The following is a 20,676-nucleotide window of genomic DNA, read 5'->3' on the forward strand; positions in this document are numbered from 1 at the left end:
GCCCCCTCAAGGAACGTCCGATGGTACCGACGCTGATATTCATCGCGCTCGTCGTCGCAGTCGTTGGCAGCCTCGGTGCACCGCTGATTACGTCCGTGGCGAGCCAGTTCGGCGTATCGCTGGCTGTCGCCCAGTGGACGCTCACCGCCCCGCTGCTAGCGGGCGCGATCGCAACCCCGCTGTTGGGTCGGCTTGGCACCGGCGCTCATCGTCGGCAAACGATCCTGGCGACCTTGGCTGTCGTCGCGGCCGGCAGTTTGCTGACGGCTGTACCGCCATCATTTGGCTGGCTACTGGCCGGGCGGGTCGCCCAAGGCGCTGGACTGGGGCTGACGGCGCTGATGATGGGCGTTGCAAGGGATCATTTGCCCGCCGCGCACTCGCCGAGCACGATTGCCCACCTCTCCGTTGTCTCGACTATCGGCGTTGGCATCGGCTATCCGCTTTCCGGACTTCTGGTCGACTTGGCAGGATTGCGTGCGGCGTATGGCCTCGGCCTGCTGATTAGCGTGCCCGCACTGCTGGCGGCTTGGCTCTGGATACCACAAGCACCTGAACGTCGCTCGGCATCCGTAGACCTGCAAGGCGCAACACTGCTGGGTGCTGGCTTGCTGGCTCTTCTTCTCGCAATCAGCCAGACAGCGCTGTGGATCGACCATCCCATGTTCGCCGGCGCCATTCTAGTCGCGGCTGTAATTCTGATCGGCCTTTGGGCGCGCCACGAAACCCGATCCGCTGCTCCTCTAGTTGACGTGGCCTTACTACGTCATCCGGCAGTGGCCGGAGCCAACGCGGTCATGCTATTGGGCGGCATCGGCATGTATCTATTGCTCACGCTCGTCACCCGATACGTGCAAACACCAGTAGCGGCAGGTCACGGGTTCGGTGTCAGCGTCTTTGTCGCCGGTTTGGTGTTGGTGCCTTTCTCCGCACTCGGATTTGTAGGCGGAACGTTGGTGCCGCCGCTGCGCGCGCGGTTGGTTGCAGCAACCATTCTGGCCCTGGGAGGCGCGGCGGTTCTGGCGGCGCTGGTCTTGTTTGCCGTGGCCCGAGTCCAACTGTGGCTGGCGTTTGCAGTCATGGGTTTGTTGGGGTTGGGCGTCGGGATCTTCTCGGCGGCAATGCCCGTAGCGATCCTCGCCGTCACCCCACGTGAAGAAACGTCCAGTGCGATGAGTTTCAATCAGGTGATCCGAAGCGTTGGTTTCTCGATTGGCAGCGCGTTAGGTGGCCTAACGCTGGCCGCCTACACCCCTGCTGGATCGAAGTTTCCAACCGACAGCGGATACACGACGGCATCCTGGCTGGGTGCTGCAGCAATGGGTATCGCCGTCATCGCTTCATTCTCGCTTCGACGCGCATCGCACTTGGCGCAGTGATTTCAGCAGGGAGACTATCGAATACGCCGCGGCGCATTAGGAAAGCGCGGGTGGATTCGCGCACGAAGTGCAGCTTTCCCAAACGGTAGTGGGCCAGCTGCCGCAGCCTGCGCCACTACACGACCAAGTGGAATGGCGCATGTCCTATCGATACCCGACCCAGGACGAACGTTATCAGGCGGCCTGCGGGTTTGCGTTATCTGCTTCCAATGCGCACAGGGCCCGGCAGCTCGGTCGTCATCCCGGCGCGGTGGCCCGCGCGCGTCACGCCAAGGGCGGTGTCTACAGCAGGCCGAGGTCATCAAACAGGACCAGGTGTGCCAGCAACAAATCGAGATGACGCAGCAACAGAACACCCAGGCGCAGGCCGGCCCCAGCCTATCGCGGTAACCGGCACGGAAAGGAATTCATGCCCGCGCAGCAGGCGATGTTCGGCGATGAGCGCCTGGACGCGGGGACGCGTGGTGCCAGTGGAGGGTCGGTTTCTTGTTGGGCGCTACCAGGCCAGCAACCGGCTTGCGGTGCGGTTTCGCCCGTCACGAGCACCTGCAACGGCATTGCGTATCAGCGTTGAATCAGCCGCCGCAGTCAAATATTTCGGCACAATGGGCAGATTTTCGCTGATTGCTCCTTGCCCGTCTGATCGAAGCCATACTTTGTGTGTGTCTGTTCAATTTCTTTGACATGAGGTTTCCCATGCGTAATATTTCATTCAGTTCAGCCAGTGCCGGCTTCAATAATTCCGCATCTGTTCATGAATCGAAAAGTCGCATTGCCGCAGCCGCCGACGATGCTGCCTTACCCGCTCCAGAAATACCCCCCGCTGAAGTTCGAGGACTGCCCGCGGCAAGGTCAAGCGCGCGAGCGCCGCAGCGGGGCCAGGTCGCAACCAGGTCTTCCGCCAAGTCACCGGAGCACGCATGTCGAGCTAGAGCTTTTGACGCTCAGCGCGTGGACATCAATACTCAAGCCGGCCCTTCCAACAACCCTCATCTGAGCGCCATCGACAAACTCCAGCAACGTGGTTTCAAGCCTGCGCCTGGCGGGTTGCAAATCCCATTCACGCGCAACGCTCTCTTGGGTGGCACAGGCAAACGCGTCTATCAATTCGGCTCTTCGTCACGCCATGTGAACGTTGTCCCAGCTGGAAACATTGCCAAATTGACTGATGAAATAAGAAAAAAAGAACAGTTGATCATTGAACTAACAGAAGATATTGAAAACCCGAATGATGATGCTCAATTGCAAGCTGCCACTGAAAATAGAGATAAAGTAAATGAAGAACTTTTTGAACTCCGTAGACGCGAAGTGGTGCTCACGAACGAGAATCTCAGACTTAACAATCATCCTTGATTAGCTCTGAGCCTCAACCAGCTTTCGGGCATATTGCTTTCAGGCATTGGGCGCATACGGCGCGCTATTTGTCCGAAGCTTTCCATCGTTTCAGCCGCAGGCGCTGTCTGCGGGAGGTGCCGCGACCTCCTGCAGACAGGAGGCGCTGCCAGTCTCGATTGTGGCGGAGCATTCGACTCGGTATCGCAACACCAGTGCGAACCGCCCCGGCTTCCGAGGAGGCGCCTTCGTTTGAGAAGACGCCTTCGTTTGAGAAGAGGAGCCATGGCAAGGACATGCGCTGGCGGCTCGGCAGGCAGCGGCAGGCGTTCCTCGGCACCGCGTGAACCGAGGCGCGCGCCGCGATCGGGCAGCGGATGCGCGCGGGGCCGGCGTGCCCGTGCAGGCACGCCGACAGTGCAGGGCTTACTTGGCCTCGACGAAGATGTACTCGGCGCCGCTCGGCTGGATCGCCGTCTGCACGCGGGCGTTGTCGGCGGCGTTGCCGATGTAGACCACGCGCACGCCCTTCATCGTGTTCGGCTCGACCTTGGCGAAGGCGGCGGCGATCAGGTCGGCCATCTTGGCCGAGGCCGAGGAGCCGAACGCCAGCATGTTGCCCGGCTGGATGCCGCGGCCGATGGCGGTGGTGGCGCTTTCGACCTGGCGCTCGTACTTGGCCTGGAAATCCGCATCCGACTCCGGCGGCAGGTAGTACAGGAACGGGCTGTTGGTGATGCTGCCCATGTTCTGGATCGCCACTTCCTGCAGGTACTTCTTCCAGCCGGCATCGTCGTCCTTGGACGGTGCGGCCAGCGCCGGCTGCGCGTCGGCGGCAGGCGCGGCGGCCTCTTGCTTCTTGCAGGCGGTGAAGCCCAGTGCCAGCGAGACGATCAGCAGCACGCGTACGGTGTTCTTCATGGATGGCTCCCTTGTTGTCTGTGAATGACGGACGGCTCAGCGCTGCGCCGCGGCCTGGCGGGCCTGGACCAGCGCCTGCACCACCGACGGCGGCACGAAGCCGGACACGTCCCCGCCCAGCCGCGCGATCTCGCGCACCAGCGACGACGAAATGAAACTGTGTTGCTCGGCCGGGGTGAGGAACAGCGTCTCCACCTCCGGGATCAGATGCCGGTTCATGCTCGCCATCTGGAACTCGTATTCGAAATCCGACACCGCGCGCAGGCCGCGCAGCAGCACCCCGCCGCCGACCGAGCGCACGAAATGCGCCAGCAGCGTGTCGAAGCCGATCACCTCCACGTTGCGGTGCCCGGCCAGCGCCTCGCGGGCCAGGTCCACGCGCAATTCCAGCGGCAGCGTCGGCCCCTTGGACGGACTCTGCGCCACGCCCACCACCACCTGCTCGAACAGCGGCGCGGCGCGGTTGACCAGGTCGATGTGACCGTTGGTGACCGGATCGAAGGTCCCGGGGTAGACGGCGATGCGGCTATGGGCCACGGTCATGCGCTGGATACCGCGTGAAGGTCGCCGCGAAGTGTAGCAGCGGTGCGCCGGTACAGGGCAGCGCGGACCTCGCGGCTGCCGCCCTCGCGGTACAGCGCCCACGGCGCCGGCAGCGCCGGCGCCTGCCCGGCCGGCGACTCCACATAGAGCCAGGCATCGGCGGCCAGCCGCGCCGGCAGCCGCTGCAGCACCGCGTCCCACAGCCCGGCGGCGAACGGCGGGTCGACAAAGGCGATGTCGGCCGGGGCGTCGGCGCCCGGCCCCTGCAGCCAGCGCAGCGCGTCGTCCTGCACCACTTGGATCTGCGCCTGCGCCTGCAGCCTGGCGACGCTGGCGCGCAGGGCGGCGGCCAGCGCCGGGTCGCGCTCGACCAGGCAGGCCGAGGCCGCGCCGCGCGACACCGCTTCCAGGCCGAGCGCGCCGCTGCCGGCGAACAGGTCCAGCACGCGCGCGCCGGGCAACGCCGGCAGCAGCCAGTTGAACAGGGTCTCGCGGACCCGGTCGGAGCTCGGGCGCAGGCCCGGCAGGTCCGGCACCGGCAGCCGCGTGTTGCGCCAGCGCCCGCCGATGATGCGCACCTGGCCCTCGCCGGCGCGGCTCATCGGCGGCCTCGCGACGGCCGCAAATCGGGAGGCAACGGGCACGGGGTCGGCATCGACGGCGCTGGGTAGGGAACGGGGCCAGGATGATAGACCAGCGCCATGGCGCCCGCTCGCGCCACGGGGCGCTTGAAGCCGGGCGCCGCCGCCTCCATCTGCTGTGGCAGAGTCGCGCCCTCCTCCGCGCGGCCTGCCATCCCCCATGGAGCAAGCACCGATGAGCGTGGAAACCCAAAAAGAAACCCTGGGCTTTCAGACCGAGGTCAAGCAGCTGCTGCAGCTGATGATCCACTCGCTGTATTCCAACAAGGAGATCTTCCTGCGCGAACTGATCTCCAATGCCTCCGACGCGGCCGACAAGCTGCGCTTCGAGGCGCTGGTCAAGCCCGAACTGCTGGACGGCGACGCGCAGCTGCGCATCCGCATCGGCTTCGACAAGGACGCCGGCACCGTCACCATCGACGACAACGGCATCGGCATGAGCCGCGAGGAGATCGTCTCGCACCTGGGCACCATCGCCAAGTCCGGCACCTCCGACTTCCTCAAGCATCTGTCCGGCGACCAGAAGAAGGATTCGCACCTGATCGGCCAGTTCGGCGTGGGCTTCTACAGCGCCTTCATCGTCGCCGACCAGGTCGAGGTGTACAGCCGCCGCGCCGGGCTGCCGGCCAGCGAGGGCGTGCACTGGTCCTCGCGCGGCGAAGGCGAGTTCGAGGTCGCCACCATCGACAAGCCCGAACGCGGCACCCGCATCGTGCTGCAGCTGAAGGAAGGCGAGGACGGCTTCGCCGACGGCTGGAAGCTGCGCGGCATCGTGCGCAAGTATTCCGACCACATCGCGCTGCCGATCGAACTGCCGAAGGAACACCACGGCGAGGACAAGGACAAGCCGGAAACCCCGGAGTGGGAAACCGTCAACCGCGCCAGCGCACTGTGGACGCGGCCGCGCAACGAGATCAAGGACGCCGAATACCAGGAGCTGTACAAGCACATCGCGCACGACCACGAGAACCCGGTGGCGTGGAGCCACAACAAGGTCGAAGGCAAGCTCGAGTACACCTCGCTGCTGTACCTGCCCGGGCGCGCGCCGTTCGACCTGTACCAGCGCGACGCCTCGCGCGGGCTCAAGCTGTACGTGCAGCGCGTCTTCATCATGGACCAGGCCGAACAGTTCCTGCCGCTGTACCTGCGCTTCGTCAAGGGCATCGTCGATTCCAGCGACCTGCCACTGAACGTATCGCGCGAGATCCTGCAGTCCGGCCCGGTCATCGACTCGATGAAGTCGGCGCTGAGCAGGCGGGCGCTGGACATGCTGGAGAAGCTGGCCAAGGACGAGCCCGAGCGCTACAAGAACGTGTGGAAGAACTTCGGCCAGGTGCTGAAGGAAGGTCCGGCGGAGGATTTCGGCAACCGCGAAAAGGTCGCCGGACTGCTGCGCTTCGCCTCCACCCACAGCGGCGACGCCGAGCACAGCGTGGCGCTGGCCGACTACGTGGCGCGGATGCCCGAAGGCCAGGACAAGCTGTACTACCTGACCGGCGAGAGCTACGCGCAGATCAAGGACAGCCCGCACCTGGAAGTGTTCCGCAAGAAGGGCATCGAAGTGCTGCTGCTCACCGACCGCATCGACGAGTGGCTGATGAGCTATCTCACCGAATTCGACGGCAAGTCCTTCGTCGACGTGGCGCGCGGCGACCTGGACCTGGGCAAGCTGGACAGCGACGAAGAAAAACAGGCCATGGAACAAGCGGCCAAGGCCAAGCAGGGCCTGGTCGAGCGCATCCAGCAGGCGCTGGGCGAGGACGTCTCGGAAGTGCGCGTGTCGCACCGGCTGACCGATTCGCCGGCGATCCTGGCCATCGGCCAGGGCGACCTGGGCCTGCAGATGCGGCAGATCCTGGAAGCCAGCGGACAGACGCTGCCGGAGAGCAAGCCGGTGTTCGAGTTCAACCCGGCACATCCGCTGATCGAGAAACTCGACGCGGAAGCCGACGGCGAGCGTTTCGGCGATCTGGCGCGGGTGCTGTTCGACCAGGCCGCGCTGGCCGCCGGCGACAGCCTGAAGGATCCGGCCGCCTATGTGCGCCGGCTCAACAAGCTGCTGCTGGAGCTGGCGGCGTAGGCGACCGACGCCGCTGCCTGCGTTGCACAGCGCAGCAGGAGCGGCATCGCGACGAAACGAAAAAGGGCCTGCGTGCCCTTTTTTCGTGACGGCCGGTGAACCGCGCCATGCTCCACGGCGGCACGGCGCAAGCGCATCGGCATGCGCGATGCTTGGTGCAGGCCGACAGCAAATGAACGCCACAGCCGTGGAGAGACGCCGCCGCGGCCGGGTCTGGCCACGCCCAAACCGGTCAGGCCGGCCCGCGCAGCGGCGGCGCGGACCGGCGGCGAGCGTCGCGACTCAGAACTTCACCGTCGCCCGCGCCCAGTAGTAGCGGCCGAGCAGATCGTAGGTGGCCACGTCGGTGTTGGCGTTGGTGACGTTGTTGGCGTAGTACAGCGGCGGCTGCTTGTCGGTGAGGTTGTCCACGCCCAGTTCGACGCGGGTGTGCCAGGGCTTGAGGTTATAGCCGACCTGCACGTTGTGATAGACGTAGGCGCCGATGCCGCGCACCACGGCGGCCTGATCGGCGTCGGCCGACAGACCCTGGCGCGTATCGGCGCTGCCGATCTCGGTGCTGCCGATGTAGCGGATGCGCCACGTCGCGCTCCAGTCGCCCAGGTTCCAGCTCAGCGTGCCCAGCCCGCGCCAGCGCGGGAAGTTGCCGTAGGCGTAGGTGTACTTGCCGGCGTTGTGGATGGTGACGGTGCTGGCGTCGGTGGTGTCCGGGTTGATGTCGTAGCGGATCACGTAAGTGCCGTTGAGGCTGGCGTTGAAGCTGCCCCACGCGGTGTCCGGCAGGCGGTAGTTGAGGCTGAAATCGGCGCCGCTGGCCCACAGCTTGCCGAGGTTCACGGTCGGCTCGGCGATGTAGTTGACGGTGCCGTTGTCGTTGCGGTGGATCAGCGCGCAGAACGCGCTGGACGCATTGGCGTAGCACTGGTTGAGCACGGTCTGCGCCGACACCTGGGTGATGGTGTCCTGCAGATTGATCTTCCACAGGTCCGCGCTCATCGACAGGCCGTCCAGCCAGCCCGGATCGTAGACCACGCCGAAATCGTAGGACTTGCCGGTTTCCGGCTTGAGCTGGTAGCCGGCCACCACCGCGCCGGACGCCTTGGCGCCGACCTGGTTGTCGGCCTGCCGGTAGCTGCCGTCGGTGGGCACGTTGGCGCAGGCCGCGGCATGGCCGCCGGTGTAGCCGTTGCACGGATCGTTGACCGACGGCGAATCGCCGACCACCCCGGAGTACAGCTCGTTGATGTTCGGCGCGCGGAACACCTGCGACACGGTACCGCGCAGCAGCAGGTTCTCGATCGGGCGGTACTCCAGCGAGACCTTGCTGTTGGTCTTGCTGCCGACGGTGTCGTAGTCGGAGAAGCGGCTGCCCACGGTCAGGTTCAGCGAATGCACCAGCGGCAGGCCGGCCAGCAGCGGGAACAGCGCCTCGGCATAGGCCTCCTTGACGCTGAAGCTGCCGCCGAGCACGGTGGCGCAGAATTCGATCACCCCGCACAGGCCGTTCTCGTCGCCGGTCCACAGCGCATCGGCGGCGGTGGAGGTGCGTTCCTTGCGATACGACACGCCGGCCGCCAGGCTGACCGTGCCGGCCGGCAGGTCGAACAGGTTGCCGTTGGCATTGGCCTCGAACTGCTTGACCGTGTAGACGTTGGTGACGATCGGATTGACCACCAGCGCTTCCAGCGCGGCCTTGTTGCTGGCGCTGTTGAGGTTGAAGATGTCGATCGGGGTACAGCCGGCGATCGCCGCGCCGGCGCTGCCGCACTTGACCGTGCCGTCGCTGTCCAGGAACGACGGCCCCACCGCGGCGTTGAAGCCGGCGTAGTCGAGGAAGCCGTAGTTGATCGACTTCTGCTTGACCTTGCCGTAGTTGACGCTGGCGTCCCACTGCCAGGAGCTGTCGCCGACGCTGCCGCGCAGGCCCGGATTGATCTGGAAATTGTAGGTGTTGTACTCGTAGCGGCGGTTGCCGAGCACCGTGGCGCGGGTGTTGAAGTCGTTGTACGACTGGCCGGCGCTGCGGTCGGTGCCGAAGTTCAGCCCGAACGGGTTGTAGTAGCTGTCGGCCGAGACCAGGAAATTGTCGCCGTTGGCGAAGATCGGGATCGGCGCGATCACCGAGGCCGAGCTGGTCTTGCTGAAGTAGCTGTTGACGTAGCCTTCCAGGTGATCGTTGAAGCGGAAGCTGCCGATCACGAAGGCATTGGTGCGCTCCTGCGGGGTCTGCAGCAGGTTGTACGGCTGGTAGTTGTAGGAGTCGCTGGCCGCGTTGTAGCAGTGGTACTGGCTGGCATTGGTCGGGCTGCCGCTGCCGCCGTTGAAGGTGACCCGCGAGCAGCCGTTGCTCGCCGCCAGCGCCCTGGCCGCATCGGAACCGTCGTTGAAGCTGATGCTGCCGGTCGGCGTGGCCGAGGAGCCCTGCTTCACCGCGACGCCGTCGATCAGCGACAGCGCATCCTTGGAATAGCTGCGCGCGCCGGCCGAGACCGCATCGATGTTGTGGTAGGACAGGCCGGCGACGATGCTGCCGCGCTCGCCGGTCTTGCCGGCGGTCAGGGAGAAATTGCGGCGGTTGCCGTCGCTGCGCGAACTGGTGCCGAAGTCGGTGCTGGCCTCGATGCCGTCGAAGCCCTTGCGCAGGATGAAGTTGACCACGCCGCCGATCGCGTCCGAACCGTACACCGCCGAGGCGCCGTCGCTGAGCACTTCGACCCGCTCGATCATCGTCGCCGGGATCGCGTTGACGTCGTTGCTGGCCAGGCGCGTGCCGTTGACCAGGATCAGCGTGCGCTTGTCGCCGAGGCCGCGCAGCGAGATGGTCGAGGCGCCGGTGCCGCCGCCGTTGTTGGTGTTGGGATTGGTCGCATTGCCAGCGATCGACGGCAGTTCCTGCACCAGGTCGCCGAGCGTGGCCTTGCCGGTCGCCTCGATCTGCGCGCGGCTGATCGTCACCACCGGATTGGCGGTCTCGGTATCGACGCGGCGCAGGCGCGAGCCGGTGACCGCGATGCTGTCCAGGGTCCGGGGCTTGCCGTCGTCCGCGTCCGCCTCCTGCGCCAGCGCCGGGCATGCGGCGCCCAGCGACAACGCGGCGACCACGGCCAGCGCCAACGGCTGCGGCACCGGTGCGCGGTGATGGGAAAGATGGCTTGCGTGCGGGAACGACATGGGAATCTCCTGAGCGATGGCGACACGTGGCATGGGCGAAACGAAGGGCCGAGCGGGTCCGCGCCGGCGGGCGCCAGCGGACGGATCGTGCAAAGAGGGCGGCGCTGCAACAGCGCCACCGGTCATTACGCATCCTGCGCCGCGGCCTCTAGGAAGGCCGGACGCCACCACGGGAATACTTTGGTGTCCTTCGCACGCTGCGCGTGCGCAGATCCCCGGTCCTGCGGTGGGTGGCGAACGGCGGCGGCTCCTGTCCCGCGCGCCGGCCGCCGGCCGGAAAGCAAAAAGTCATCACGCTTTAACGATGCGATCACAATGTGCCCGGAACCACGGCCGGCGTCTTGTCGCAATTAGCGGTTCTGCATGCGGAATAACGCATGGTCGCGACTCGGTAGCGCAATCGGGCGGCCGACCGGCATGCATGCATGCCTGTTGCTTCCGGTTCCGCCGGAGGGGGCGGTGCATGCCAGCGTTAGGCCGCGTGCAACTCGGCACAACGTTTGTCGGACCATGGCGATGGTTGCAATCCATCGCCAAGCCGCGCCACGCGCGCAACACCCGGGCAGGCGCGCAGGCATGACGGACCGCGCCCGTAACCGCACGTCCCCGCCTTCCTGTCGAACTCAACGCGGGTGTGCAGCCGGCGGCGCCGACAGCCGCAGCAACACCACGCCATGCGCAGCGACCTGCACGCTGCGCAGCTCGCCAGCAGGCCGGCTGCCGCCGCGCCACAGATCGCGCCAGCGGCGCCCGTGCAACGCGGTGCCGGCGTCGTCCGCCGTCAGCGCCACCCGATGCGGCTGCGCATCGCGATTGAACACGCCAAGCGCGACGCCGCCGTCGGCCAGCGGCTTGCGCCAGATCTCGATCGCGCCGTCCTTGCGCACCGCCCTGCCCTGCACGCCGAGCGCATCCTGGTCGATCGCCAGCACGTCACGGTTGCGCAGCAGCGCCAGCGTCGCCGGCGTCATCTGCCGCAGGTCGTTGCCGAGCAGCAACGGCGCCGCCGACAGCGCCCACAACGCCAGATGCGTGCGGTACTCGTCCACGTTCATGCCGCCGTTGCCGACCTCGAGCATGTCCGGATCGTTCCAGCCGCCCGGCCCCGCATCGGCGGGATCGCCGTTGCGCTCGAAGCCGATCGAGGCCATCTTCGCGTAGTTGTCCTCGATGTCGCCGGTGGTGCGCCACAGGTGCCCACCGACCTCGCGGCCCCATTGGCCGACATGGTCGCGGCCATACTGGCACAGGCTGTAGACGATCGGCCGCCCGCTCGCGCGCAGCGCCTGGCCCATCTGCAGATAGGCGCGGCGCACCTGCTGCGGTTCGCGGAAAATGCCCTCGCCCGAGCACAGGTCGTACTTGAGATAGTCGATGCCCCAGCCGGCCCAGGTGCGCGCGTCCTGTTCGACGTGGCCGTAGCTGCCGGTGTAGCCGGCGCAGGTCTTGGGACCGGGCGAACTGTACAGGCCGAGCTTCAGCCCCTTGCCGTGCACGTAGTCGGCCAGCGCGCGCATGTCGGGGAAGCGCGCGTTCGGCTGCAGGACGCCGTCGCGGTCGCGCTGGCCCTGCCAGCCGTCGTCGATGTTGACGTAGACGTAGCCGGCATCACGCAGCCCGGAGGCGACCATCGCGTCGGCGATGCGGCGCACGGTGGCGTCGTCGATGTGCTCGGCGAAGCGGTTCCAGCTGCTCCAGCCCAGCGGCGGGGTCGGCGCCAGGCCGTCGCCCGGCAGTGCGGCATAGGCCGGCAGCGGCGCGACCGGGAACGCCAGCCGTGCCGCGTCGGCCTCGCTGCCGCGGCTTGCGCGCACGTCGACCTGCTCGTCCCAGATGCGCCCGGCCACGTGCAGCTGGCCGTGCTCCAGGGTCGCGGTCCACGGCTGCGCCGGCAGCCGCGGATTGCCGTTGTCGATCTGGAAATGGGCCACGTCGCCGTCGATGCGCAGTTGCTGCATCGGCACCTCGCCGTACCAGTCGGTGGTGATGCTGCCCTGCGCCTGGCCGTCGCGCTGGACGATGCGCAGGTAGCGCGGACCGGGAAACGACGGCCCCTGCGCGATCACCCAGATGCCGTGCAGCGGGCTGGCCGCGGCCGCGGCCTGCGGCGGCGCATGCGCGCAGCCGCCACTGCCAGTCACGGCGAGCGCGAGCAGGCCACGCCACAGCCAGCGGCGGGCGGGAAAAGCGAAGCGCGTGCATGAAGCCATCGATGGTTCCTGTCAGGGCGCGACGCCAGCGCCGCGTGCGTGCGCTGCCGCAGCCGTCATGCGCTCGCGGCCGGGATCAACCAGCCGCCGAACAGCGGCCCGGCGGTATCGCCGTGCTGCGGCTCGATGCGGAAGGTCAGTTGCGTGGCGCCGGTCAGCGCCGGCGGCAACGGGTAATCGCGATCGACGAAGTCGACGACCTGGCTGCGGTCCACCTGCACTTCCACCGCCAGCTTGCCGTCGATCAGGATATTGAAGCGGCCCTTGTCGCTGCCCCAGAAGCGCAGGCGCAACGCCAGCGGCTGCGCGCTGCCTTTCATCTGGAATTCGACGAAGCCCTTGCCGCGCACGTCGCGGCATTGCTGGCGGCGGTAGGCGCCGCCGAAGGAGGTGTCGCTGCGCAGCTTGTGCGCCTGCTCGGAAGCATCGTCGCCGAACTGGATCATGTCCACCGCGCTGGCCTGCAGCGCGGCGCGCTCGGCCTGCTGGCGCGCGCGCCGTGCCGCTTCCTGCGCCCACTGCGCCGGCGCCAGGCGCTTGAAGTACAGCGCGCTGCGGCGTTCGTACTGCGCGTAGAACGGCACGAAGGTCAGCCCCGGCGGCTGCGTGGCGGCGGCCAGGAAGTGCCCGGGCTGCGGCAATTCGGCGAACCCTGCCAATGGATCGGCCGCGGCCACCAGCGCCGGGTCCGGCGCATCGTAGGGATCGGCGACCGGGCCGAGATCGGCGGCCAGCGCCAGCGGACCGCGCATCACCACCACCGTGTCGGCGTCGCCGGCGGCATGCTCCAGGCGCAGCGGCATCGCCAGGTCCAGTTCGATCACGTCGCCGCTGCGCCACTGCCGCTCCAGCGCCAGGTAGCCGTCGGCGGCCGTGCCGCGCTGGGCCTTGCCGTTGACGCGCAGCGTGTAGCCGCCCTGGCACCAGGCCGGCAGCCGCAGCAGCAGGCGTCGCGGCGTGCGCGCGCCGGCGCGGCGCAGTTGCAGCCGCACCTTGCCGTTGTCCGGCACGCCGCTGTCCAGCTCCAGCGCCAGGTCGCGCTCGGGCCAGTCCAGGGTCGAGGGGATGTACAGGTTGACGTAGAGCGACGCCGCGTCCTGCCAATAGATCGAGTCGCCGAACTGCGCGTGCGCCTCCATGCCGCTGCCGACGCAGCACCAGAACGAATCGAACTTGTCGGAGTAGCCGCGCTCGCCGCCGCTGATCATCGGCGTCATGTAGGTGAACATGCCGGTGGCCGGATGCTGCGCGGCCATCGTGTGGTTGTGCAGGGTGCGCTCGTAGTAGTCGAAATAGCGCGCCTGCGGCGTCCACTGGTACAGGTGCCGGGTCAGCTTGAGCATGTTGTAGCTGTTGCAGTGCTCGCAGGTCTGCTCGGTCAGGAACGCGGCGATGGTGTCCGGTTCCTGGAAATACTCGCGGTCGGCATTGCCGCCGATGACGTAGCTGTAGTGGCCGGTCACCGTCTCCCAGAAGAAACGCGCCGCCGCCGCCGCGTCGGCATCGCCGGCGACCTCGAACTGGCGTGCCTCGCCGATGAACTTGGGCACCTGGGTATTGGCATGGATGTGCGGCAGTTCGTCGCGGCCGGCCGCGGCCGGATCGATCACCTTCTCGTGCCGCAGGCGCTTGCCCAGCGCCACCCAGCGCTGATCGCCGGTGCGTGCGCCCAGTTCGATGTAGGATTCGTTGAGGCCGCCGAACTCGGTGTCCAGCAGGGTCTGCATCTGCGCGTGGTCGAGCGCGTCGAACACGCCGCCGAGATAGCCGGCCAGCGGCAGCAGCACCTGCAACGCCTGCGCGTTGCCCGCCAGTTCATGCGCATCGAGCAGGCCGGCGAACAGCTTGTGCACCGTGTACAGCGGCGACCAGCTGCCGTTGAGATTGAACTTGCTGCCCTTGATGACGCCGCGGCGCACCTCTTCGAACACCAGCTTGCCGCTGTCGATGGCGCCCTTGTCGTTCTTGCGGGTGAGCCCGCCGACGTAGCCGTCCGGATCGCGCGCCTGCGCGCGCGCCAGTTCGGCGACGATGTAGTCGATGCGCTGGCGCAGCGCCGCAGCGCGGGTCTGCGCATGCATCTTGGCCAGCGCGCTGAGGTAGTGGCCGAGCGTGTGCCCGGCGATGGTGTCGCCCTCCCAGCCGCCGTAGACCTCGCCCTTGGGCGGCAGTCCGGCGTATTGCAGGAAGTTGTGCAGCAGGCGGTCCGGCTCCAGTTCCAGCAGGTAGCGGCGATTGGTCTGCAGCGAATCCAGGAACAGCGACGGTTTGAGCGTGACCTGCCGCAGCGGCAGCGCCTGCACGCGGCCGGCGCTGGAGGCGGCGGCGTCCAGCGGGAAGCGCAGCAGGCCCGCGGCCACGGCCAATGCGCTCCATTGCAGGAAACGGCGCCGCGATGGATCCAGCGCCGCCACATCGGCGTCCGCGGACGCGGTGCGCGCGCAGTGCGCGGTGTGGACGTGTCCGCAACGCGCGCTCATCGGGCACCGCGCGAGTGGATGGCCACCAGGAACCGAGGGGAAACGCGAGACGGCATTGCGTGCTCCTTTGCACTTGGCGGCGGCAGGCGCAGGCCCGACCGCGGCCACGAACGGGCGGCCTGTCGCCACTGTGTCATCGATACGTCATCGCGTCTTGTCGCCACGGCCTCGCAGACATGCGGATTTGCGCCGAATCGCACCCGTTTCTCACAGCGCCAGGCGGATCCCGCCGTAGTACATGCGACCGATCACGTCGTACACGCCGGCGTGATAGCCCAGTTCGAAATTGGCGCCGCCCGCCTCCGCCCCCGGCACCCGCGGCGGCGCGCGATCGAACAGGTTGCTGACCCCGCCGAACAGCTCCAGTCCCGACTTGAGCCGGTAGTAGCCGGACACGTCGCTGTAGAACACGTTGCCGGTCCACACCTTCTGGTAGTCGGTGTCGGTGATCTCGGTGCTGTTGCGCATCTTGGAGAAGTGCCGCAGCGACCAGGTCGCGCCGGCATGCGCATTGGACCAGGTGCTGCGCAGCACGCCCTTCCAGGACGGCGAGCCGAACACGCCGGCGAAACGGGTGACCTCGTCCGGCTGGTCCGGATCCAGCGTGTAGTCCTGGCGGATCAGGTGCGTGTAGTTCAGGTCGAACGACAGCGCGCCGGCATTCTGGCCCCAGCGCTCGGCCAGGTCGTAGCGGTACTGCGCGGCGAAGTCGACGCCGCGGGTCAGGTAGCGCGACAGGTTGAGCTTCTGCGTGACCACGTTGAGCAGGTTGCCGTCGGCGTCGCGACTGACGAAGGAGCAGAACTGGTTGTCCAGGGTCGGCGCGTCCACGCACTTGTTGATGATGGTCTGCGCCGGGAACGAATCGATCGCCCCGCGCAGATCGATATTGTAGTAGTCCACCGACAGCGAGACGTCGCGCAGGAAGCGCGGCCGCAGCACCACGCCGATGGTCCGGGTCTTGGCGGTCTCGTTGCCCAGCTCCAGGTTGCCCTTGGTGATGATGTCGCGGTACAGCCAGTAGGTGCTCTTGTCGGAGGGATTGAGCTGCGCGCAGTTGGCCGCGGTGTACTGGCTGCGGTCGGTGCGGTAGTTCAAATTGTAGGTGTTGCACGGATCGGTGATCCACAGCCCGCCGATGCTGCTGGCGGTGTACAGTTCGCCGATGTTGGGCGCGCGCACCGCCTTGCCGTAGGTGCCGCGCAGGGTGATGTCGCGGATCGGCGACCAGTCGATGCCGAACTTGTTGGTGACGGTGCGGCCGGCAGTGTTGTAATCGGACACGCGCACCGCCGCATCCACTGCCAGGCGCTCGGCAAAGGGCTTGCCCGCCAGTAGCGGCAGATGCAGTTCGCTATACACCTCCTTGACGTCGTACTGCCCGCTCAGTGGCAGCTGGGTAGTGCCCAGCATGGCGTCGTAGGCCGGGTTGGCCGGATCGTACTGGGCGATCGTCCCGATGTCGTTGCGCTCCTTGCGGTACTCCCCGCCGAACACGATCTGCACCTCGCCGCCGGGCAGGTCGAAGATGCCGCCGGACGCATAGGCCGACAGCACCTGCTGGGTCAGCGTGGTGGTGGCCCAGTCCGTGTCGTAGCGGAGGTAGCCGATCTCCTGCGTGGTCAGCCGCTTGAACGGATTCAACGGCACGCAGCCGTTGCCAGGATCGCTGAGCGTGCTGCGGCAGACCGCGCTGCCGTCGGCGGCGGCGGTGGAATCGACCGCCAGGTAATAGCGGGGATAGGCCACCGTATCGATGTCGCGGTTGCGCTGCCGGGTGCGGCCGTAGGAGTAGTACGCCGAATAGTTCCAGGCGCGCGCGCCCAGGCTGAAATCGCCTTCCACGCCGACCACGCCCTGCAACAACTGGCGCCGATATTCGCTGTGGCCCTGCCCCAGCTCCGCGTCGAAGTGCCGCGCGAAGTAGACCCCGTCGGTGATCGTGCCGCCGTTGGCCGCGCGCATCTCGTCGGTGATGAACGGGCTGTCGGCCGGCACCGCCTCGCTGCCGAACGCGCTCAGCGCGCGCCAGGCCGATTGCGATTGGTTCTGCGAGTAGCCGAGGTTGACGAACAGGCGCAGGCTGTCGCCGACATCGAAGTTGAACGTGGCGCGGCTGGAGAAGCGGTCCGACGGCACCGACAGATAATACGAGTCGTAGCGGCCGCCGTACTCGCCGCCGTCGCTGAGCAGGCTGCCCAGCGCGTCGGTTGGATTGGCCAGGCTCACCGTCCCGGCGTTGACGTAGCCGCCCGGGCCGAGCACAGGGTCGCGCAGCTGGCCATCGGCGGTCATCGCGTAGTGGCGTCCGCCCAGGATCAGCTGCGCGTCCTCGGCGTTGTTGATGTTGCGGTTGTTGTCGGAGATCCAGTAGCGCTGGTTGCGGTTGTTGCGCGTGTACATCGGGTAGCCGCTGGCGGTCCACGGCCGGTCCTGGCCGGAGACCGCGTCGGGTTCGCGCTCGTAGAAGCCGTAGACGGTGAGGTTGCCGCGGTTGTCGGCGAAGTTGTGCCCGAACAGCGCATCGACGCTGCTGCTGCGCATGTCGCCGCGGCTGGAGATGCCGTAGCGCGCGCTGGCGTCCAGGCCCTGGAAATCCTTCTTCAGGATGAAGTTGGCCACGCCGGTGACCGCGTCGGCGCCGTACAGCGCCGAGGCGCCGCCGGTGATGACTTCCACCCGTTCGACCAGGCTGGAAGGAATATTGCTCACGTCCACCGCCGAGGTGCCCGGGATCGCCGGCACCTGGCGGCGGCCGTCGACCAGCACCAGGGTGCGCTGGGTGCCCATGCCGCGCAGGTCCAGCGCGTTGATGCCGGGATTGCCGGCCAGGTTGCTGGTCTGGCTGGTCTGGGTCAGCGCCAGGCTCGGCAGTTGATTGACCACGTCGGCGATCTCGGTATAGCCGGCCGCGCGGATCTGCTCGGCGCCAATCACGGTCAGCGGCGTGGGGCCGTCCAGCGCATCGTTGCGGCGGATGCGCGAACCGGTGACGACCACGCTGTCCAGGGTCTTGGCGTCGGCGGCGCTGTCGCTGCCATCGGCGGCCGCGGTGGCGGTATCGCGCACGGTGGCCGCCTCCTGCGCCGCCGCCGGCAACGCCGCGAGCAGCGCCATGCCGATCGCAGCGCACAGCAGCGTGCGCCCGTGTCCGCGTCGATCGCGACAGGCGGAGGCCGGAGGTGGGGAAGGCAAGCGAACGTCGCGCATGGGCTGTCTCTCGGTTGAGCGGCCTGCACGCAAATCCAGGCCGCACGACGCCGCGCCCTCGCTGCGCACGGCAACGAGAACCCGCATCGATCGATGGAGGCCGTGCATCCCCGCACGGCGCAGAATGCGGTGCGCGTGTTGCGCATCGGAAAACCGTTGCGCATCTCTGCGCCCCGAGGAACCGTTGCGCGCCTCCGCACCCCGGAAAACCTGTTGCGCGTCGCCACGCACCGCAACTGCAGAGTTTCACGTCGACCGGGCCAGCGTCTTGTGGAAAAACGTCGCCTTTGACGTGGAAATTTGTCGATATGTTGCGATGGATCGCAGCGATTGCCGCACGCCGCGCGCCACCTCACGCAGGCACGCGCGCAAACCTCAGTGCGCGACAGGCGCCGATGCCGCCGCTTGCCGGTTCCAGTCCGGCGTCGGTGCCTGCTGCAGCCAGCGCACGAAGAAGTCCGCCAACCGGCGCCGGCCGTAGTCGCCGCCGGCGCCATGGTCGCCGCCGGGCACCACCAGCAGATCGAAGTCCTTGCCGGCCTTGATCAGCCGATCGGCGACCTGCAAGGTGCTGGCCGGATCCACGTTCCGATCCATGTCGCCGGTCACCAGCAGCAGATGCCCTTGCAGGCGCCAGGCGTTGTCGACATTGGACGAAGCCGAATACCACGGCCCGACCGGCCAGCCCATCCATTGCTCGTTCCACCAGATCTTGTCCATGCGGTTGTCGTGGCAGCCGGAATTGGCCACCGCGGCGACGTAGAACTCCGGATGGAACAGCAAGCCGCCGAGCGCGCTCTGGCCACCGGCGGAGCTGCCGTAGATGCCCACGCCCTGCTCGATCGCGTACCACGGATACTGCGCCGCCGCCGCGCGGTGCCAGGCGATGCGATCGGGGAACCCGGCGTCCTTGAGGTTGCGCCAGGCCACGTCGTGGAACGCGCGCGAACGGTTGTTGGTGCCCATGCCGTCGATCTGCGCCACGGCGAAGCCGAGCGCGGTCAGCGCCGGCACGCGCGCGCTGAAGGTCTTGGGCACGAACGCGCCGTGCGGCCCGGCGTAGATGTTCTCGACCACGCGGTAGCGCTGCCCGTCGGCTTGCGCCTGCGGCCGATGGATCACGCCCCAGATCTCGGTCTTGCCGTCGCGGCCGGGCGCGTGGAACGGCAGCGGCGGCACCCAGCCGGCCGCGCGCAGCCGGCTCAGGTCGGTGCGCTCGACCTGCCGCGCCAGCGCCCCGTCGTCGCTGCGGCGCAGTTCCAGCACCGGCCCCAGGTCCACCCGCGAATACAGGTCGAGCAGCCAGCGTCCGTCGGGCGACAGCACGACTTCATGGTCGGCCTGCGCCGGGGTCAGCGCGGTCAGCTCGCTGCCGTCCAGGCCGATGCGATAGGCGTGACGGTAGTAGGGATCCTCGCCGGGCGTCATGCCCGAGGCGATGAAGTAGATCTGTTGCGCGGCCTCGTCCACGCGCTCGACCTTGCGCACCACCCACTCGCCGCGGGTGACCTGGCGCGGCGCACCGCCGCTGCGCGTGGCGTACAGGTACAGCTGCTCCCAGCCGTCGCGCTCGGAGGCCCACAGGGTGCGCGCGCCATCGGCGAAATCGTGGCGATAGCGTTTGCCACCGCCTTCGTGGGTGCCGCTGAGATTGGAATACTCGATGAAGGTCGGCGAGGTTTCCTCGATCAGGGCGCGCGCCTGCGCGCTGCGCCCATCCGCCTCGATGACGCGATAGCGCTGGTGGCCGCGTTCGTTGTACTCGAAGGTGAAGCCGCTGCCGTCGCTGCGCCACTGCGGCCAGCTCAGCGCGAACGCATTCGGGAACAGCCCTGCCGGCACTGCCTTTGCCTGCCGCGAGGCCAGGTCGAACAGCACCGGCTGCAGCACCGGCAGCGGATCGCCGGGCTTGGCGTAGATCTGCTGGTGCAGCTTGGGCTGCAACTGGTCCGGCGGCGCCGACTCGATGTAGTGCACCGTGCGCAGCGGTGCCGGCTTGATGCGGTAGGCGACCAGCCGGGTCGAATCCGGCGACCAGGCGAGGCTGTCCGCCGCGTAGTACTCGGCGGCGCTGCCATCGCGGCTGAGCGCGACCGGGGTGCCGCCGCCGGCCGGCGCGACCACCACGTTGCCGGCCTCGACCCAGGCCCGCCACCTGCCGTCCGGCGACGCCTGCGCATACGCCGCGCCCTGCTTCAGCGGGATGCTCATGTCGTAGGAATCGGGCGGCAACGCGCCCATCTCGGTGCGCGTGCAACGGTACTGCGGCAGGTCGCAGTGCCAGCGCACCCGATCGCTCTCGAAGGCCAGCCGGTGCGCATCCAGCTTCACCTCGGACAGCTGCAATGCCGTCGCATCGACCGGCTTGCCGCTAACCGCGGACATCGCCGCCGCCAGCCGCGCGTGATCGAAGGCGAGTTCGTTGCGACCGCCGTCCACCGCCACCCGGCGGTACTCGATCGCCGGGGCGGCACCGGCGCGCGCCAGCGAGCGCCGGTACAGGAAATGCCCGGCGTCCAGCCACAGCGGCTGCGACGGCTGGCGATCGACCAGCGCCTCGTAGCGCTGGCTCAGCGCCTGCGCGCGCTGGTAGTCGTCCGCGCTGGGCGCGGCCAGCGCGCATGGCGCCAGCGCCACCACTGCGAGCAGCAGCGCACCCAGCGCCGCGACGCGCCGCCCGTTTCGATCCGTCTTCATTCGTCAACCACC

The 20,676-nt window shown here is 67.6% G+C and carries 11 protein-coding genes; 3 read left to right on the forward strand and 8 right to left on the reverse strand.

Features of this window, described 5'->3' with window-relative positions:
• Nucleotides 1-20 precede the first annotated feature (20 nt).
• Together FZ025_RS02240 and FZ025_RS02245 are read left to right on the forward strand one after the other, a co-directional pair.
• A complete protein-coding gene (locus FZ025_RS02240; RefSeq protein WP_208803726.1) occupies nt 21-1,379 on the forward strand; it encodes an MFS transporter in 1,359 nt (452 codons plus the stop codon).
• 696 nt (nt 1,380-2,075) lie between these two features.
• Nucleotides 2,076-2,732: a type III effector AvrRps4 gene (locus FZ025_RS02245; protein WP_146093567.1), complete on the forward strand. Its 657-nt coding sequence runs from the start codon at nt 2,076-2,078 to the stop codon at nt 2,730-2,732.
• A gap of 405 nt (nt 2,733-3,137) precedes the next feature.
• Here FZ025_RS02245 and FZ025_RS02250 read toward each other — a convergent pair whose 3' ends face one another.
• The 3 genes from FZ025_RS02250 to rsmD are packed head-to-tail and all read right to left on the reverse strand — an operon-like array spanning nt 3,138 to nt 4,777.
• A complete protein-coding gene (locus FZ025_RS02250; RefSeq protein ID WP_046978304.1) occupies nt 3,138-3,632 on the reverse strand; it encodes a hypothetical protein in 495 nt (164 codons plus the stop codon).
• 36 nt (nt 3,633-3,668) lie between these two features.
• On the reverse strand, nt 3,669-4,175 hold the full coding sequence (gene coaD, locus FZ025_RS02255) for a pantetheine-phosphate adenylyltransferase (RefSeq protein WP_046978305.1): 507 nt from the start codon (nt 4,173-4,175) through the stop codon (nt 3,669-3,671).
• Nucleotides 4,172-4,777: a 16S rRNA (guanine(966)-N(2))-methyltransferase RsmD gene (gene rsmD / locus FZ025_RS02260; protein ID WP_046978306.1), complete on the reverse strand. Its 606-nt coding sequence runs from the start codon at nt 4,775-4,777 to the stop codon at nt 4,172-4,174. Before rsmD ends, coaD begins: the two co-directional genes overlap by 4 nt.
• Before the next feature lie 214 nt (nt 4,778-4,991).
• On the opposite strand from rsmD, the gene htpG reads away from it, so the two are divergent.
• Nucleotides 4,992-6,896, forward strand: coding sequence for a molecular chaperone HtpG (gene htpG, locus FZ025_RS02265; protein WP_046978307.1), 1,905 nt, complete (start codon nt 4,992-4,994; stop codon nt 6,894-6,896).
• 282 nt (nt 6,897-7,178) lie between these two features.
• Here htpG and FZ025_RS02270 read toward each other — a convergent pair whose 3' ends face one another.
• The 5 genes from FZ025_RS02270 to FZ025_RS02290 form a co-directional block, all read right to left on the reverse strand.
• On the reverse strand, nt 7,179-10,073 hold the full coding sequence (locus FZ025_RS02270) for a TonB-dependent receptor (protein ID WP_386269922.1): 2,895 nt from the start codon (nt 10,071-10,073) through the stop codon (nt 7,179-7,181).
• Nucleotides 10,074-10,690: 617 nt separating this feature from the next.
• Nucleotides 10,691-12,277 carry a glycoside hydrolase family 27 protein gene (locus tag FZ025_RS02275; protein ID WP_053057179.1) on the reverse strand — a complete coding sequence of 529 codons (1,587 nt, stop codon included), beginning with the start codon at nt 12,275-12,277 and terminating at the stop codon, nt 10,691-10,693.
• Between the two features lie 56 nt (nt 12,278-12,333).
• On the reverse strand, nt 12,334-14,757 hold the full coding sequence (locus FZ025_RS02280; RefSeq protein WP_046978309.1) for a glycoside hydrolase family 127 protein: 2,424 nt from the start codon (nt 14,755-14,757) through the stop codon (nt 12,334-12,336).
• A 207-nt stretch (nt 14,758-14,964) separates the two neighbouring features.
• Nucleotides 14,965-17,967: a TonB-dependent receptor plug domain-containing protein gene (locus tag FZ025_RS02285; RefSeq protein WP_244292445.1), complete on the reverse strand. Its 3,003-nt coding sequence runs from the start codon at nt 17,965-17,967 to the stop codon at nt 14,965-14,967.
• Nucleotides 17,968-18,342: 375 nt separating this feature from the next.
• Nucleotides 18,343-20,664, reverse strand: a complete 2,322-nt coding sequence (locus tag FZ025_RS02290) for a S9 family peptidase (protein ID WP_046978310.1) — start codon at nt 20,662-20,664, stop codon at nt 18,343-18,345.
• Nucleotides 20,665-20,676 lie beyond the last annotated feature (12 nt).

Source organism: Xanthomonas hyacinthi (genome assembly GCF_009769165.1).
Taxonomy (GTDB): Bacteria; Pseudomonadota; Gammaproteobacteria; order Xanthomonadales; family Xanthomonadaceae; genus Xanthomonas_A; species Xanthomonas_A hyacinthi.

Bases quoted from the DNA above. Each gene is read 5' to 3' on its own strand.
- FZ025_RS02240 (WP_208803726.1), top strand. From the start codon at position 21: ATGGTACCGACGCTGATATTCATCGCGCTCGTCGTCGCAGTCGTTGGC.
- FZ025_RS02245 (WP_146093567.1), top strand. From the start codon at position 2,076: ATGCGTAATATTTCATTCAGTTCAGCCAGTGCCGGCTTCAATAATTCC.
- FZ025_RS02250 (WP_046978304.1), bottom strand. From the start codon at position 3,632: ATGAAGAACACCGTACGCGTGCTGCTGATCGTCTCGCTGGCACTGGGC.
- coaD (WP_046978305.1), bottom strand. From the start codon at position 4,175: ATGACCGTGGCCCATAGCCGCATCGCCGTCTACCCCGGGACCTTCGAT.
- rsmD (WP_046978306.1), bottom strand. From the start codon at position 4,777: ATGAGCCGCGCCGGCGAGGGCCAGGTGCGCATCATCGGCGGGCGCTGG.
- htpG (WP_046978307.1), top strand. From the start codon at position 4,992: ATGAGCGTGGAAACCCAAAAAGAAACCCTGGGCTTTCAGACCGAGGTC.
- FZ025_RS02275 (WP_053057179.1), bottom strand. From the start codon at position 12,277: ATGGCTTCATGCACGCGCTTCGCTTTTCCCGCCCGCCGCTGGCTGTGG.
- FZ025_RS02280 (WP_046978309.1), bottom strand. From the start codon at position 14,757: ATGAGCGCGCGTTGCGGACACGTCCACACCGCGCACTGCGCGCGCACC.
- FZ025_RS02285 (WP_244292445.1), bottom strand. From the start codon at position 17,967: ATGCGCGACGTTCGCTTGCCTTCCCCACCTCCGGCCTCCGCCTGTCGC.
- FZ025_RS02290 (WP_046978310.1), bottom strand. From the start codon at position 20,664: ATGAAGACGGATCGAAACGGGCGGCGCGTCGCGGCGCTGGGTGCGCTG.